The sequence below is a fragment of the Rhizobacter fulvus genome (assembly GCF_964020785.1).
Genome location: NZ_OZ224516.1, coordinates 5,618,407 through 5,632,955, shown reverse-complemented (window position 1 = coordinate 5,632,955; position 14,549 = coordinate 5,618,407). Strand labels below are relative to the sequence as shown.

16 protein-coding genes and 1 pseudogene are annotated in these 14,549 nt (G+C 67.0%); 9 read left to right on the top strand and 8 right to left on the bottom strand.

Annotated elements, in window-relative coordinates:
• The first annotated feature begins 15 nt into the window (after window positions 1-15).
• The 5 genes from ACWH49_RS26655 to ACWH49_RS26635 are packed head-to-tail and all read left to right on the top strand — an operon-like array spanning window position 16 to window position 4,125.
• Window positions 16-909: a branched-chain amino acid ABC transporter permease gene (locus tag ACWH49_RS26655; RefSeq protein ID WP_448174192.1), complete on the top strand. Its 894-nt coding sequence runs from the start codon at window positions 16-18 to the stop codon at window positions 907-909.
• Window positions 902-1,924, top strand: coding sequence for a branched-chain amino acid ABC transporter permease (locus tag ACWH49_RS26650; protein ID WP_448174191.1), 1,023 nt, complete (start codon window positions 902-904; stop codon window positions 1,922-1,924). The genes ACWH49_RS26655 and ACWH49_RS26650 overlap by 8 nt, the downstream gene beginning before the upstream one ends.
• Window positions 1,921-2,703 carry an ABC transporter ATP-binding protein gene (locus ACWH49_RS26645; RefSeq protein ID WP_448174190.1) on the top strand — a complete coding sequence of 261 codons (783 nt, stop codon included), beginning with the start codon at window positions 1,921-1,923 and terminating at the stop codon, window positions 2,701-2,703. Before ACWH49_RS26650 ends, ACWH49_RS26645 begins: the two co-directional genes overlap by 4 nt.
• A complete protein-coding gene (locus ACWH49_RS26640; protein ID WP_448174189.1) occupies window positions 2,696-3,403 on the top strand; it encodes an ABC transporter ATP-binding protein in 708 nt (235 codons plus the stop codon). Before ACWH49_RS26645 ends, ACWH49_RS26640 begins: the two co-directional genes overlap by 8 nt.
• Window positions 3,404-3,405: 2 nt before the next feature.
• Window positions 3,406-4,125 carry a hypothetical protein gene (locus ACWH49_RS26635; protein ID WP_448174188.1) on the top strand — a complete coding sequence of 240 codons (720 nt, stop codon included), beginning with the start codon at window positions 3,406-3,408 and terminating at the stop codon, window positions 4,123-4,125.
• 98 nt (window positions 4,126-4,223) lie between these two features.
• On the opposite strand, the gene ACWH49_RS26630 is transcribed toward ACWH49_RS26635, so the two are convergent.
• Entirely contained in the window at window positions 4,224-4,397 is a 174-nt protein-coding gene (locus tag ACWH49_RS26630) for a hypothetical protein (protein ID WP_448174187.1), read from the bottom strand.
• Between the two features lie 211 nt (window positions 4,398-4,608).
• On the opposite strand from ACWH49_RS26630, the gene ACWH49_RS26625 reads away from it, so the two are divergent.
• A complete protein-coding gene (locus ACWH49_RS26625; RefSeq protein ID WP_448174186.1) occupies window positions 4,609-5,130 on the top strand; it encodes a hypothetical protein in 522 nt (173 codons plus the stop codon).
• Between the two features lie 57 nt (window positions 5,131-5,187).
• Here the strand turns inward: ACWH49_RS26625 and ACWH49_RS26620 are convergent, their stop codons facing one another.
• Both ACWH49_RS26620 and ACWH49_RS26615 read right to left on the bottom strand, forming a co-directional pair.
• Window positions 5,188-5,397 (bottom strand): hypothetical protein, encoded by a 210-nt coding sequence (locus ACWH49_RS26620; RefSeq protein WP_448174185.1) that lies wholly within the window; start codon window positions 5,395-5,397, stop codon window positions 5,188-5,190.
• Window positions 5,398-5,475: 78 nt separating this feature from the next.
• Window positions 5,476-6,126, bottom strand: a complete 651-nt coding sequence (locus tag ACWH49_RS26615) for a DNA polymerase ligase N-terminal domain-containing protein (protein WP_448174184.1) — start codon at window positions 6,124-6,126, stop codon at window positions 5,476-5,478.
• Between the two features lie 240 nt (window positions 6,127-6,366).
• On the opposite strand from ACWH49_RS26615, the pseudogene ACWH49_RS26610 reads away from it, so the two are divergent.
• Window positions 6,367-6,866, top strand: a pseudogene (locus ACWH49_RS26610) (zinc-binding dehydrogenase); the annotation flags it as partial.
• Window positions 6,867-6,914: 48 nt separating this feature from the next.
• Here ACWH49_RS26610 and ACWH49_RS26605 read toward each other — a convergent pair.
• From ACWH49_RS26605 to ACWH49_RS26595, 3 genes are all read right to left on the bottom strand, one after another.
• Window positions 6,915-7,574 carry a response regulator gene (locus ACWH49_RS26605; protein ID WP_448174183.1) on the bottom strand — a complete coding sequence of 220 codons (660 nt, stop codon included), beginning with the start codon at window positions 7,572-7,574 and terminating at the stop codon, window positions 6,915-6,917.
• A gap of 114 nt (window positions 7,575-7,688) precedes the next feature.
• The gene (locus ACWH49_RS26600) at window positions 7,689-10,643 is read right to left on the bottom strand and encodes a chemotaxis protein CheB (protein ID WP_448174404.1); all 2,955 of its coding nucleotides are present in this window, start codon (window positions 10,641-10,643) and stop codon (window positions 7,689-7,691) included.
• Window positions 10,640-11,875, bottom strand: coding sequence for a histidine kinase (locus ACWH49_RS26595; RefSeq protein WP_448174182.1), 1,236 nt, complete (start codon window positions 11,873-11,875; stop codon window positions 10,640-10,642). The genes ACWH49_RS26600 and ACWH49_RS26595 overlap by 4 nt, the downstream gene beginning before the upstream one ends.
• A 123-nt stretch (window positions 11,876-11,998) precedes the next feature.
• Between ACWH49_RS26595 and ACWH49_RS26590 the strand changes: the two genes are divergently transcribed.
• Window positions 11,999-12,208 (top strand): hypothetical protein, encoded by a 210-nt coding sequence (locus ACWH49_RS26590; protein WP_448174181.1) that lies wholly within the window; start codon window positions 11,999-12,001, stop codon window positions 12,206-12,208.
• 201 nt (window positions 12,209-12,409) lie between these two features.
• On the top strand, window positions 12,410-13,261 hold the full coding sequence (locus tag ACWH49_RS26585; RefSeq protein WP_448174180.1) for an FFLEELY motif protein: 852 nt from the start codon (window positions 12,410-12,412) through the stop codon (window positions 13,259-13,261).
• Window positions 13,262-13,296: 35 nt separating this feature from the next.
• Here the strand turns inward: ACWH49_RS26585 and ACWH49_RS26580 are convergent, their stop codons facing one another.
• Window positions 13,297-13,446, bottom strand: a complete 150-nt coding sequence (locus tag ACWH49_RS26580) for a hypothetical protein (RefSeq protein WP_448174179.1) — start codon at window positions 13,444-13,446, stop codon at window positions 13,297-13,299.
• Window positions 13,447-13,561: 115 nt separating this feature from the next.
• The gene (locus ACWH49_RS26575) at window positions 13,562-14,401 is read right to left on the bottom strand and encodes a response regulator transcription factor (protein ID WP_448174178.1); all 840 of its coding nucleotides are present in this window, start codon (window positions 14,399-14,401) and stop codon (window positions 13,562-13,564) included.
• Between the last annotated feature and the right edge of the window lie 148 nt (window positions 14,402-14,549).

Genomic DNA, 14,549 nt, shown 5'->3' with positions numbered 1-14,549 from the left:
AACCAGGGGCAAGTCATGACCGAAGCTCTGGAGTGGCTGCAGTTCGTGCTGGCACCGCAGGTCATCAACGGTGCGTCGATCGGCGTGGCCGTGGTGTTGATGGCGCTCGGCCTGACGATCATCTTCGGCCTGCTCGACGTGATCAACATGGCGCACGGCGAGTTCTATGCGATCGGCGCGTACGCCGCAGTGGCCTTGCTCGGCGTCGGCGTGCCCTTCTGGTGGGCGCTGGCGATCACGCCGCTGCTGATGGCGGTCATCGGCTACGTCACCGAACGGGCGCTGATTCAGCGTGTCTTCCACTCGAAGGACCGCCACACGCTGACGCTGCTGCTGACCTTCGGCCTGGCGATCATTCTCGAAGACGCGCTGAAGATCGTGTTCGGTGCCAACCCGCTGCGGCTGGACGCGCCCATCACCGGGGCCACCGAGATGTTCGGCCTGTTCTTTCCGAACTACCGGCTGTTCCTGATGGCCGTGGGCACGCTCGTCATCGGTGTCGTGTGGATCGTCGTGTTCCGCACCCGGCTCGGCGCGATGGTGCGCGCCGCCGCGTTCGACCGGCACATGGCCGCGTCGCTCGGTGTGCCGGTGGGCGTGGTGTACGCCGGCACCTTCGCGTTCGGCGTGGCGCTGGCCGGCCTCTCGGGGGTGCTGCTCGCGCCGATCTATTCGGTCTTCCCGACGATGGGGCGCGACTTCGTGCTGATCGCGTTCTCGGTCGTGATCATCGGCGGCATGGGCTCGATCAAAGGCGCCGTGATCGCCGGTCTGGTGCTGACGCAGGTGCAGGCGATCTCGAGCTTGTACATCTCGCCGGTTTGGGGTGATCCGTTGCTGTTCGGGATCATGGTGCTGACGCTGATGTGGCGCCCACAAGGTTTGTTCGGGAGGCTTGGCCATGCGTGACATCGGCATTCCGGTGGTGGTGCGTCTGCCCAGTGCGCGCGCGCCGCGCAGTGCCACGCGCTGGCTCGCGTTCGTGTTCTTCGGTGTGTCGCTGACGTTTGCCGGCGCTGCCGCACTGCTCGGCGACGTGTTCTTCTTCCGGCTCGCGACCGAGGCGCTGATCTTTGGCGGGCTGGCGTTGTCCGTCGACATCTTGCTTGGCCGCACCGGCCTGCTGCCGCTGGGCCAGGCGCTGTTCTTCGGCTTCGGCGCCTACGTGTCGGCGCTGGTGCTCAAGCAGGTCATGCCGTCGTTCTGGCTCGCGCTCGCGGTGGTGCTCTTGAGCGCGACGCTGGTGGGGCTCGCCGCCGGCATGATCGCGATCCGCGCGAAGGGGGTGTACTTCGCGCTCATCAGTTTCGGGCTGGCGCAGGTGGTTTCGAAGGTCGTGTTCAACACCCGCGAGCTGGGGGCGTCGGACGGCATCATCGGCGTTCCGGTGCCGCAGATATCGCTCGGGCTCGTCAGCGTGGATGCGGCGCACGCGCCGAGCTTCTTCCTGCTGGTGCTGTTCGCGATGGCGGCGTTGTACGCCGGTCTGGCCTGGCTGATGGACACGCCGTTCGGGCGCCAGCTCGCGGCGATCAAGGCCAACGAGACCCGGGTGCCGTTCCTGGGCTTCGACCCGTGGCGCTACAAGCTCGCGGCCTTCGTGCTGGCGGCCAACGTGGCGGCGCTGTCGGGCGCGTTCTACCCGATGTTGCGCGGCTTCGTGTCGCCCGAACTGATGTTCTTCCAGGTCTCGGGCAGCGCGATCATCAACGTGATCGTCGGCGGCACCGGCACGCTGATCGGGCCCCTGTACGGCGCGGCGATCCTGACGGTGCTGAAGTCGGTGGTCGGCTCGTTCACCGCGCACCATCAGATCGTGATCGGCGTGCTGTTCGTCGTGTCGGTCATCTTCTTTCCGAAGGGTCTGGTCGGCTACCTCGCGCCGGCGCTCGAGCGGCGCTGGAAGCGCAAGGAGGCTGCATGAGCGCAATCCTGGAAGTGCGGGACTTGACGGTGCGCTTCGGTTCGCTGATCGCCGTCGACGGCGTGAGCTTCGATGCGCAACGCGGCAGCATCACCGCCGTGATCGGGCCCAACGGTGCGGGCAAGAGCAGCCTGTTCAACCTGATCAGCGGCGCCATCCGGCCGAGCGCCGGCAGCGTGCGTTTCGACGGCGCCGACCTGACCGGCGCGCGCCCCGACAGCATGCTGGCCGCCGGCCTGGCGCGCTCGTTCCAGATCACCAACCTGTTCTTCGAGTTGCCGGTGCGCGAGAACCTGCGGCTGGCAGCGCAGTTCGTCGAAGGCGGGCGCGGGCTGTTGCGTGGCGTGGCGCACAGCCGCGCGGCGCTGGCGCGGGTCGACGAGCTGATCGAACGCTTTGCGCTGCAGGCCAGGGTGGACGAGCTGGCCGGCTTTCTGTCGCACGGCGAGCAGCGGCGGCTCGAGATCGCCGTGGCGCTGGCCGCGCGCCCGCGCATGCTGCTGCTCGACGAGCCGACCCAGGGCATGAGCCATGCCGACACCCACGACACCGAGACGCTGATCCGGGGCCTGGCGGCCGAAGGCCTGAGCATCCTGCTGGTCGAACACGATGTCGAGCTCGTGATGAACCTGTCGGACCACGTGGTCGTGATGCACCAGGGCCAGAAGCTGGCCGAGGGACTGCCGCAGCAGGTGCGCAGCGACCCGGCCGTGCAGGCCGCGTACTTCGGTGAAGCGAACCCGGCGGTTCCTCATGTTGGAGACGCGGCCCATGCTTGAACTGGTCGATGTACACACCCACTACGGGCTGAGCCACGTGCTGCAAGGCGTTTCGATCACCGTCGGCGCCGGCGAAGTGGTCGGCCTGTTCGGTCGCAACGGCGTGGGCAAGACCACGGTGATGAAGACCATCGCCGGCTGGGTGGCGCCGAGCGCCGGCCGCGTCAGCTTCGCGGGCGACGCGATCGGTGGCGCGACGTCGGAGTCGATCTGTCGCAGCGGCATCGGCTTCGTGCCGGAAGATCGGCGAATCTTCCCGGGCTTGAGCGTCGAAGAGAACCTGGTGCTGGGTTTCATGCAGAGCCCGGGGCGCTCGCGCGCCGAGTCGCGGCGCAAGCTCGACGAGATCTATACCCGCTTCGCGCGCCTGGGCGAGCGTCGCCACCAACTTGGCACCACGCTCTCGGGCGGCGAGCAGCAGATGCTGGCGATGGCGCGCGTGCTCGTCGGCACGCCGAAGCTGCTGCTGGTCGACGAACCCACCGAAGGCCTGGCGCCGAAGATCGTCGACGAGATCTTCGTGTTGATGGAAGGCCTGCGGCGCGACGGCATTCCGATCCTGCTGGTCGAGCAGAACATGCAGCGCGCCGTCGGCCTGACGCAGCGCTTCTATGTGCTCGAACGCGGCGCCGTGGTTCTGGAAGGACGGGGAGACCATGAGCCCGACCGCATGGCGCTGCGGCACCAGCTGGCGGTGTAGCCGTGAATGCGTCCACTGCGGGTGCCTGCATGATCGGCTGGGCGATGACGCCAGCGACCATGTGCGCCCCGTTCGCCGAGTTGAAGCGAACGTTGGAAGAGATCGCGGCTGCCGGGATCGACGCGGTCGAGGTCCCGATCGATGCCACGGCGATGGACTCGGTGCCTGCATTGCGCGACGCGGCCGAACGTCTCGGACTGACCTTTAGCGCCAGGATGAGCGGGACCCGCTTCGACCTGTCCCCGCAACAGGCATTCGGCATCGCCCGCGATCTCGGCTGCAGCTTTCTGGTGGCGGACGCCCTTTCGGCACGCGATCACGCTCGATGGCATGACGCTTCGCAAGAAGCCGAGGTGACCCTCGTGCTCGATGCTGCAAGCCTCGACGGCTGCGGCCCGAACTGCGGATTCCGGACGAAGGTGTTGGTGGAACTAGGGGTCACGAACGATCCGACACGCTCGGGCAGTGCGCTTCTCCGCGCTGCGGGTGAACGCCTCGGATGCGTCCGTCTCGTGTCCGCCGATGACGGAGCAGGTGGCGTGTCGTCTCGGCTCGAGCGGGAGTGGGCCGCCGCGCTGGCCCGTTGTGCCTATGCCGGACCGATCATCTGCAGCGGCGGCACCCAACTCCCGCCTTCGTCCGGCGAATTGACCGCTGCGCGAAGGCTCTTGCGCTGGGTGGAAAAGACTGAATGGGAGCTGAGCTTCGGGCCGCATCCCTAGGAGTGTGATGATGAGGGCATCAGTGGCAGCAGGCGTTTGAGCCGCTTCGCGCTGGAATAGCCAATGACTTGTTCCTCGGGGTAGCGCCTCGGCCGGCGCTACACGCGTCGGCCGCGCCAGAGTCTGCGAACGAGAGGAACGGTGCACATCATCGTCACCGATGCGCCGAGCGCCAACGGCAGCATGGAGCCACTTTCGCCAGTCGCCCAGGCGCCGGCGAAGGTAGCGCCCAGGCCAACAAGGTAGGTGCGGAACTCGCGTTTCGTCTTCATCGATTCCCTTCGCTGTCCCCGTGCATCCTCGGCGTTGGCACGTGGACGCAATCAAACGAATAGCGGCCTTGTAGGACGAAGGCGTAACAGCGCAATGCGCGTCGTCTTGCTGCGCGACTGAGTCACTTGCGGGACCATGCTTCACCGTTGAACAGCGGCCGGATTCGCTCCTGCGATTTCCGTACCAACCACCTCCCAAGGAGATATACCCATGGCTGACCGTCCTCTGATGACTGGACTCTTCCCTGACCGCGAGAGTGCGGAGAAGGGTTACAACGCGCTGACCGAGCGCGGCTATTCGAATGACGATGTGAACGTCGCGATGTCGGACGAGACGCGCAAGACGCATTTCATCGCGGCTGGTACCGAGACCGAGCTCGGCAACAAGGCCGCGGAGGGGGCAGGCGTCGGCGGCGCCATCGGCGGCACCATCGGCGCCATTGCTGCAGCTGTGGCGGCGGTGGGCACCACCATCGCGCTTCCGGGCCTGGGGCTGGTCATTGCAGGACCGCTCGCAGCCGCCATTGCGGGTGCCGGTGCGGGTGCGGCCACTGGTGGCCTCGTCGGCGCGCTGGTGGGCTGGAACATTCCTGAAGAGCGCGTGAAGCGCTACGAGGAAGGACTCAAGAACGGCGGCATCCTGATGGGCGTCCGTCCACGCAACGACGAAGATGCCGACTATCTTCATCAGAACTGGACGACGAACCGCGCTGCGGACGTCTACCGGCCATAAGCGGTAGGTGCGAAGGAGGGGCCTCGCGTCCCTCCTGTTCGCAGCGCGCCGAGCCACTCAAAAGCGCTGCGGATCGTCGGAACGCTTCTGCGAATCCCTGTAGCCGGCCTGCACCTCGTCCAGCTCCACGAGGACGGCATCGACGGCCGTCATGTCTTTCACGGGTGCGCAGAGCAGGTCTTGAAGCCGCTGGCGCAGCTCGTTGTACTTTGCCTTCAGGGCGCCCGGCTCCATCGCGCCAAGCTCATCGTATTTCGACAGATCCATTTGCATTCCCTTTGATGTTCAAGCGCGCTTCCGGGCCGCGCACTTCTCCGGCGCCTTCTTTCTCGCCGCCGGTGCGGCCTAGGCGGCAGCCATCCCCGCTCGTTTGCCGACGCTCGTCGTCGTTTGGCTCGCTCGCAGCGGCTTGGCGATGACGCTCTCCGGGAGCGACGTCACGACGTCGAACGCCGACCGCGGGCAGACGAACTTGTCACCCTTCCTCTTGAACAGCAGCCATTGTTCCTGCTTGGCGCCGGTCTTCGTGATGTTCACCAACTCCCACAGGCCCCCTAGCTTCTGACCGTGCAGCACGAACATCAGCTTCCCGTCGGCCAGGCCCTTGCGCGGGTCGCCGATCGGCTCCCAGCTGCCGTTGTCCCAGACGATGACCGTACCGGCGCCGTACTGTTTGGGTGGGATCACGCCTTCGAACGACGCGTAGCTCATCGGGTGATCTTCGGTGCGCACCGCCAGGCGCTTGTCCGCCGGATCCAGACTGGGACCTTTCGGTATCGCCCACGACAGCAGCACGCCGTCAAGCTCCAGGCGGAAGTCGTAATGCAGGCTGCTCGCAGCGTGCTTCTGGATCACGAAAATCAAGCGGTCACCAGCCACAGTCTGCTCCCCGCGCGGCTCGGTGCTGATGTTGAAGTCGCGTTTCGCCCAGTATTTCGCGAGCGGCCCCGCTGGGGTCGAAACCGGTTTTGGAGCTCCGGATGTGCGTGAGGTCATACGACCCGAACGTACTGCTCGCCCAAAGGGACTGGTGACGGCCGTCCGCTCCCACGGCTGTCAGACGACGCCCTGACCCGGCACGCTGCAACAGGCCACGCGCCGATCGTCGACGTCGATCAATACGGGCCGCAGTGCGGCCGGTGCGATGGCGCAGAACGTATCTCTGTTCAGTGCTTCGCAGGGCTTGGCGGCGGTGCTCCGCGCTTGGATTGACCGCGGCGCGTTGCATGCGGCCAGACCGTGGGAACGCGGCTCAGTGGCGCGTCGATGGTGATCGGCGTCGACCGACTGGATGCGCGGCTTCAGGTCGCACGCCGTCTTGGCGCGGACCATGTGGTCGACGCGAGCCGCGAGGATCCGGTCGAGGCCATCACGACGTTGACCCGCGGTCGCGGCGTCGACGTCGCCATCGAGGCGCTGGGCACCCAACAAACGTTCGAGACCTGCTTGCGCGTGCTGCGCCCCGGGGCACGTTGTCGAGTCTGGGCGTGTATTCGAGCGACGTCACGATGCCGGTCGGACCCTTTGCCGCCGGGCTCGGCGATCACACCATCGTCACGAGCCTGTGCCCAGGAGGGAAGGAGCGCATGCGTCGCCTGATGTCGGTCATCGAGGCAGGCCACGCGGATCTCGGCGCGATGGTGACGCATCGCTTCAGGCTCGATGAGATCGAACAGGCCTACGAGTTGTTCGGCCAACAGCGCGACGGCGTGCTCAAGGTCGCCATCACGCCGTGACGCGGCGATGCCCGGCGAATTGCGGTCGTCGCGTTGCGTCGCCCATTTCTACCGTGTGAATTGCTGCTCCATGCCGTAGCGGATCAGCGCCGCCATGCTCGGCAGCTGCAGCTTCTCCTGGATCCGTGTCTTGTGCGCGCTGACTGTCTTCACGGAGAGGTGCAAGGCGTCGGCGATCTCGGTCAGGCGCTGCCCGGCCACCAGGCGCTGGAGTACGTCGCGCTCGCGTTCGGAGAGGCCTTCGCGACGCGGTGTCGGCGCCCTGCCGTTCAGCTGGCGAACGACCCGCTCCGCCAGGCTGGCCGAGATGTACGTGCCACCATCAGCCACCTTGTGCAGCGCGATGATCAGTTCGGCCGCGGCGCTGTCCTTGGTCAGGTAGGCACTGGCCCCGGCCTTGAAGGCGCGCATCGCGTATTGCTCCTCGGCATGCATCGTCAGCACCACGATCGCCACGGTCGGGTGATCCGCCTTCATGCGGCGGATCAGATCCAGCCCCGTCATGCCAGGCATCGAGAGGTCGACGATGGCGATCGCATAGTTGCCGCCACGCATGCAGTCGAGCGCCTGCGCGGCGCTGCCGGCCTCGCTGACGGTCCATTTGCCGGCCAGTGGGGCAAGAAGGCGCTTGATGCCCTCGCGCACGATCGTGTGATCGTCCACCAGCAGCAGCGTCGCGGGAGATGTCTGCGTTGACGGGCGACTCATGAATCCACGACCTTCCCGTGACGATGTCGGTTCGGGACATTCCGAACTGGTCTCGAGAGTCGAGGGTAACGGATGCCTGGGATCGCAAGCGCGTCGCCCCCCTGTAATAGGGGGTCAGGTCACTTTCGCCTCGCCGTCGCTCGTGGGGGGGTCGACGGGGATGCGTGACAGCGACAGCAGCACCACCTCGCGCTCGGCAGGGCGGGCGACGATGCGCCGCGCACCCAGCCTGACCCGCCAGGTGTCGGCGTCCGCAAGCACGACGTCGACCTGGCGGGCCTCCGCCGCGCCGGCGCTCTGCCAGGGTGTGGCGAGCAGTTCGCGGATTGCGGGGAGATCCCAGCGCCGCGCATCGATCTCGAAGAACGAACTGCCCACGGGAATCTTGGCAGTGCTGGAGAGTTGATCGTGGAACGCCTGGTTGGCCGACATGACGTGCCGTCGCGCATCGAGCACCACGAGCGGGCTCGCGACGGCATCGACGATGGCCTCTGCGAGCGCGCGAGACTCCTGGGCCGCGATCGCGTTGACGCGATCGGTCACGTCGTCGAAGGTCAGCACGACGCCGTCGACGACGTTGTCGACCGTTCGATAAGGCTGGATGCGCGCGAGGTACCACTGGCCGGTGACCGAGCGGGCTTCTCGCTCGGTGGGTTCCAGGGAATCGAGGACGACCTGCGCATCGGCCAGGAGATCGCAGTCCACCAGACTGCTCCGGATGTTCGCCAATGGTCGCCCGACATCGCTGCCGACCAGCGGAAACAACTTGGCCGCGTCTCGCGTGAAGCGTCGGATCAGCAGGTTCCGGTCGAGGAAGATGGTGCCCAGGCGCAGGTTGTCGAGCAGGTTCTTCATGTCGTCCTGCATGCCCGACATCTGCTCGATCTTGATCTGCAGCTCCGAGTTGACGGTGACCAGCTCTTCGTTGACCGACTGAAGCTCCTCCTTGGACGTCTCCAGTTCCTCGTTGGTGGACTGCAGCTCTTCGTTGGTGGACTGCAGCTCCTCGTTGGTGGACTTGAGTTCCTCATTCGAGAGCTGCTGTTCCTCGAGCATCGCGCGCAGGCTTTCCTTGGCGCGGGTGAGCTCGCGTTCCAGTTCCTGGCACCGTTGCCCGTCGGCGCTGAGCTTGCCGCGCGACTTGCGAGCAGGTTTGGCGGACGGGCCGTCGTCGACCGCTTGGAAACTCACCAGCAGGACCCCGGGATCGAGATCCGGGTCCGCCAGCTTGCGCACGTTCAAGCTCACTTCGCGACGCTCGCCGCCGGTCGTCGTCAGCGTCGAGCGACGCGACGAGGTCTTCCCCTCCGTTGCCGCGATGCGCAGTGCGTCGCGCAGGTCGAGCTGGAGCTCTTCGCACGCCATGTCGACGACGTTGTGCGACGGTTGCCCGGGCGCCGGCCGCAGGTAGGGGCCGGTGTCGCCGTGGACGTACAGGATGTCGCCCTGCAGATCCGTGACGACCGCGGCCGGCGCGAACGACTGCAACAGCGCCTGCTTGGCCAGATCCGCGAGACGGCGCTCGCTGCGCCGATCGGCGCTTTCCGTGGGCGATTGCGCGGCATGGGTCGCGGCCCAGGACGATCGATCGGCCAGCACACGGCGCGTCGACACCGGCGTCGCCCTCGCGCGATAGAACTTCCACTTCCGATCGAGCGTCTCGAACAGTTCCCCATGCTCACCGATGCTCTCGGACGGCGAGAGGAACAGCACGCCCCCGGGCTTGAGTGCGTAGTGGAAGCTCGGAATCAGACGGTTCTGCAGTTCCGGCTCGAGATAGATGAGCAGATTGCGGCAGCACAGCAGGTCGAGCCGGGTGAACGGCGGATCCTTGATCACGCTCTGGACGGCGAACACGACCATCTCGCGCAGTTCCTTCTTCACCCGGTAGCCCGCGTCCTCCTTGTCGAAGAAGTGGCGCAGCCGCTCGGGCGCCAGATCCTGGGCGATGTTGGGCGGGTACAGCCCCGCGCGCGCGACCCGGATGGCGTCGTCGTCGATGTCGGTCCCGTACAGCTTGACCTTGATGTCGCGCTGCGTCTCCTCCATCCACTCGCGCACGACCATGGCCACCGAATACACCTCTTCGCCGGTGGCGCAGCCGGCCACCCAGATCCGCAGCGGTTCGCCTTCGGGCTTGTCCTCGAGCAGCAAGGGCAACACCTTGCGCTTCAAGGCCGTGAATGCGCCGGTGTCGCGGAAGAAGCTCGTCACGTTGATCAGCATCTCCCGGAACAGGGTTTGCAATTCGGACGGGTGCTGCTTGGTGTATTCAGCGTATGCCGCCAGCCCGTCGAGGTGGTGTTGTGCCATGCGGCGTTCGATGCGGCGGCCGAGGGTCGTCTTCTTGTACAGCGAGAAGTCGTGCCCGGTCGCCGCGCGCAACTGGGCGAGGAGCTGGTTCAGCGCGCTGGTCGCTGCCGCGCTCGGGGCCAGAACCGTCGTGCCCGGCGCGGGGCGCTTGTGCAGGCCGTCTCGCAGCGCTTGGGGCATCTGCTCCACCGGAAGCACCAGGCTCGCGTAGCCCGCATGGATCGCGCTGTTCGGCATGCTGTCGTACTTGGCCGAGGCGGGTTCCTGCACCAGGCACAGGCCGCCGCTGCCGAAGATCGCACGCAGGCCGAGCGTCCCGTCCGTGCCCGTGCCGGACAGCACGATGCCCACGGCGTGCTCGCCCTGGTCCTCGGCCAGCGAGCGCATGAAGGCGTCGATGGGCATGCGCAGGCCGCGTGGCTCCGCCGGCAGGCTCAACTGGAGCCTGCAATCGACGATGGTCAGATCCCGATTTGGCGGGATCACGTGCACCCGATCTGGAAGCACTTCCATCTGGTCGGTTGCCTCGATCACAGGCATCTTCGTACTGCGCTGCAAAATCTCGGCCAGCATGCTGGGATGGGTCGGATCGAGGTGCTGGACGATCACGAACCCCGCGCCGCTCGGGACGGGCAGGTTCCGGAAAAACTGCTCGAGTGCTTCGAGCCCGCCCGCCGACGCGCCAATGGCAGCGATCGGAAAGCCGGCCGGGCGGTCGACCGCAGCGCCACGCGAGGCCTTGTGGTCGACTGTCATGGAGGCGCGCCGACGTCGTCGCGCGGCGCTTGGGCCATCTCCGCGTCCACAGGGGACGTGCCGATGAACACGGTGATCCGGCGCGCCTCGTCGGACAGCTCGCCGTACTCGATCCGGCCGTTGAGCAGGTGGACCTGGTCCCTGAAGTTCTCCGGCATCGTCACGGAATCGGCCCACGTCGCGCCGGGGCGGTCGTGGCCGGGCACGCTCTGGAACTGCAGCACCCAATCTCTCGGCCGCCGCAGCAGCTCGACCGTGACGCCCCCCGTCACGCGCCTGGCGAAATGTTCCAGGGCCACCTCGGTCAGGCGGTACACGGCGATCGCCAGGCGTTTGTCCGCGGATTCGACGTTCTCCTCGACATGGAGTTCCGCGGCCAGACCCAGGCCCGATGCCGTGGTGTCGATCAGGGCCTGGAGGGCCGCGCCCAGCCCCAGGTTTTCGAGCATCAGGGGATGCAGGTCTGTCGTCAGGCGGCGCACCAGGGCCAGCGCCTCGTCGATCTCGGCCGCCATCGAGTCTGCAAGCGATTGATGGGTCGCCTCCGACGCCCGCGCCGTCAGCGCGCCCAGGGTCATCTTCAGTGCCACCAGTCGCTGCGCCAGGTTCTCATGCAGTTCTCCGGCCACTTCGCGGCGTTCGGACTCGCGCGTGATGCTGCCCATGGCCGCAATGCGTCGATTCCGCTCCGCCAGCTCGCGCTGCGACGCGTCGGACAGGGTCAGGCGCAACTGCGGCTTCGAGCCGGAGCGCACGACACGCCGGCAGTCCAGCTGCGCGTGGAAGGCCTGGCCACCTTCGCGCAGCAGAAGCAACTCAGTCCGACGGAAGTCGCCGCGTCGAAAGGCCGCGCCGGCCAGCCGCTGCCACCGATCGCTGTCCGACCTCGCGACGAAGCGCACGAACGGACTTCCCAGCAGGGCGTCCCGGGTCGTAGCGAACTCCTCCGCAGCGGTCAGGTTGGCCTCGACGATCCGGCCGCCGCGATCCAGCGTGAGGTAGCTGACCGGCGCAAAGTCGAACAGGTCGATGAACCGGTCGCGCGCGGCGGCCAGATCGACATGCGCGCGGCGCAACTCCTCGTTCTGCTGCTCCAGCTCGACCTGATGGACCCGCAGCTCGTGGACGAGCGCGCGCTTGGACAGCGCTGTGGTCGCACCCGACGCCACCATCGGGTCCGCAGGCTTTGACGATGCGACGGCAGTTCGTCGCGCGGGCGTTCCGTTTCTCATGCTCTGACGAGCTCCTGTTTTGCGCCACTGTAGCGGAGGCGACCCGGACAGCTACCGGCCGGCGCCAATGGTGCTGGCGCCTGCGTGCCCAGTCCAAGGATAGGCGCCCGCGGGAAGGCGGCCTTGAGTTCGGTCAACGTGGTCCGACGAGTGCTGCCGTCGAGGAACCGCCTGCCTGCGTCGCCGCCTTTGAGTCGGCTCAAGGCGCTGGTGTTCGCGGCGCAGACGCAGGCGCAGGCCGCCATGAAGACCGCGGCGCTCGACCTGGCCGATCTGATCCGCACCGATATTCTGGGCAAGGGCGGAAAGTACGTGGCGGTGACCACCTGTTGAACATGGCGCTGACCCCCGAGGCGGCGGCACTCTCCCCGAGGGCATCAGGCCGATGCTGACGATCCTGCCGGAAACCTTCGAGCTTTGGCTGCGCGAAGGCCTGGCCGGGCAGCCGGTGCAGTTCCTCGACGTGCACGCCCTGTTCGACGATGCGATCGCCCGTCCCGCGGCGCACGGATTCGTCAACGTCACCGCGCCCGCGTGCGATGCCGCCCGGATGCCGGCCGCCGCCAAGGGCTCGGCAATGCAGGGTGGCGCCAACAACAGCGCTTTGCCCGCACGTACGCCGATCTGCTGGCGAGCCGGCGCTACGGTGCCGCCGCCGGGTTCTTCCTGGAGCAGTTGTACGGTCCGGTCGACTTCGCACGGCGCGACGTTCAGTTTGCGCGCGTCGTTCCCGCGCTGGTGCGGCTGTTCCCGGGCGACGTGGTCGAAGCGGTCGCGGTGCTGGCGAACCTCCACGCGCTGACCGAGTCGCTCGACACGGCCATGGCGACCCATGCCGTCCACGCGCGGTGGACGCCGGACGATTGCGCAAGAGCGTGGAGGGTGACGGGACGGCGCGCGGATCGGGAGACGCAGATCGCGTCGATCCTGGCACTGGCGATGCGCCTCGACCGCCTGACCCGCAGCGCGGTCCTGCGCGAAAGCCTGCGGCTGATGCGCGTACCCGCGCGGGCCGCCGGCCTGGAGGATCTGCAGCGCTTCCTGGAGACCGGGTTCGACGCCTTCCGCGCGATGCACGGAGCAGCCGAGTTCACGCAAACAATCGAGACGCGGGAACGGGCGTTCGTCGCGGCGATGTTTCCAGCCGAACCTTTTCGCGACGGAATGTCCGGGTCCGACGCGATTCGCTCGGCGCTATCCCAAGGTCACCGAGTCGCTCGAATTGGCGCTCGAGGTGGGCATCCTGGCCGCGCAGGCGCTGAAGTAGATCGCCATCGGCGTGCGCGAAGGCATCAGAGAGGTGGCGCACCGGGACGCGGCGCCGAAAGTCCCCCGCAAGGTCACGCGCGCTGCGCGGCGATGAACGGATCGCACGGTCGCGCGTGAGGGCGGCCGTGCGGGCGACCGCCCGGTGCGCCGCGCTACTTGACGGCGGACGCGCCCGGGTCCGCGGCCTTCGGAGCCGACGCGCCCATGTCCGTGGACGGGATCGGCGGCTTCAGCTTGTCGCATGCGGCCAGGCTGAGCACGGACGCGAGCAGCAGGGATGAGACTGCGCGAAAACCATTCATGAGTCGTTCTCCTTGGGCGGCAGGGCGACCACGCCCCGACCGAACACCCAATCTACGTCGCCGCGGTTCCACGGCGTTGAGCCGACTCAACTCGCGACATCGCGCGCCCGGGAGGTCAGCGTTCTTCGATTTCGTCGCTGATGGAAGCGAAACGCTCCGGCCAGTCCGCTCCCGCCCGTTCGCTGGCACGCGCGGCCGGCGGTTCTGCGCTGTACTGGTCGAGCCCATGAAGGGTCGAGTAGCGGATCAGCGCGGCCATGTTCGGCAGCTGCAATTTCTCCTTGATGCGCGCCTTGTGATTGCTGACCGTCGCCACGGACAAGTGAAGCGCCGCCGCGATGTCGGTCAGCCGCTGGCCGGCGACGATCCGGTACAACACGTCGAACTCGCGGTCCGACAGGGCGGAGTGCCGAGGTCGTTCGGCCAGGCCGCACATCTGCTGCACGACCCGATCGGCAAAGCCCTCGGGCAGGAAGACACCGCCTGAAGCGACGACCTCGACGGCGCGCACCAGGCCTGTTGCGGCACTGTCCTTGGTCAGGTAGCCCGTGGCTCCCGCCTTGAACGCGCGGACCGCGTATTGTTCTTCGTGGTGCATGCTCAACACCATGACCGGCAAGCCCGGGAAGTCGGTGCGAATGCGGCGGATGAGTTCCAGACCCGGCATGCCTGGCAGCGACAGATCGACGACCGCGAGCGCGAAAGAGCGCTGGCGCAGGCACTCGATCGCCTTGTAGCCTGACTCCGCCTCGGTGATCGACCACCGCGAACCCGGCGACTCGAGGATGCAGCGGATGCCCTCCCGCACGATGGTGTGGTCGTCGACGAGCAGCAAGCCGCGCGCCGTGTCGTTGGCGTCCTGCGGCGACCGCCAAGCGATCGGGCCGATGCGCGGCTTGGCATGACGACTGGGAAGGTCGTTGAAGGGGTACGGCAGGTCCATCGTGTCGGCCATGCAACCATTGCCACCGGGCAAGACGCCTGCTCAGACGGCTGCATTCACCTGACACCGAGTGTGCAACGGCGCGTTTCCTTTTCTCTCCCCCAAGTTAGGGAGTTGTCACCCCAAGATTCGGGGGGACTACCCGATTCGAATCCGCTCA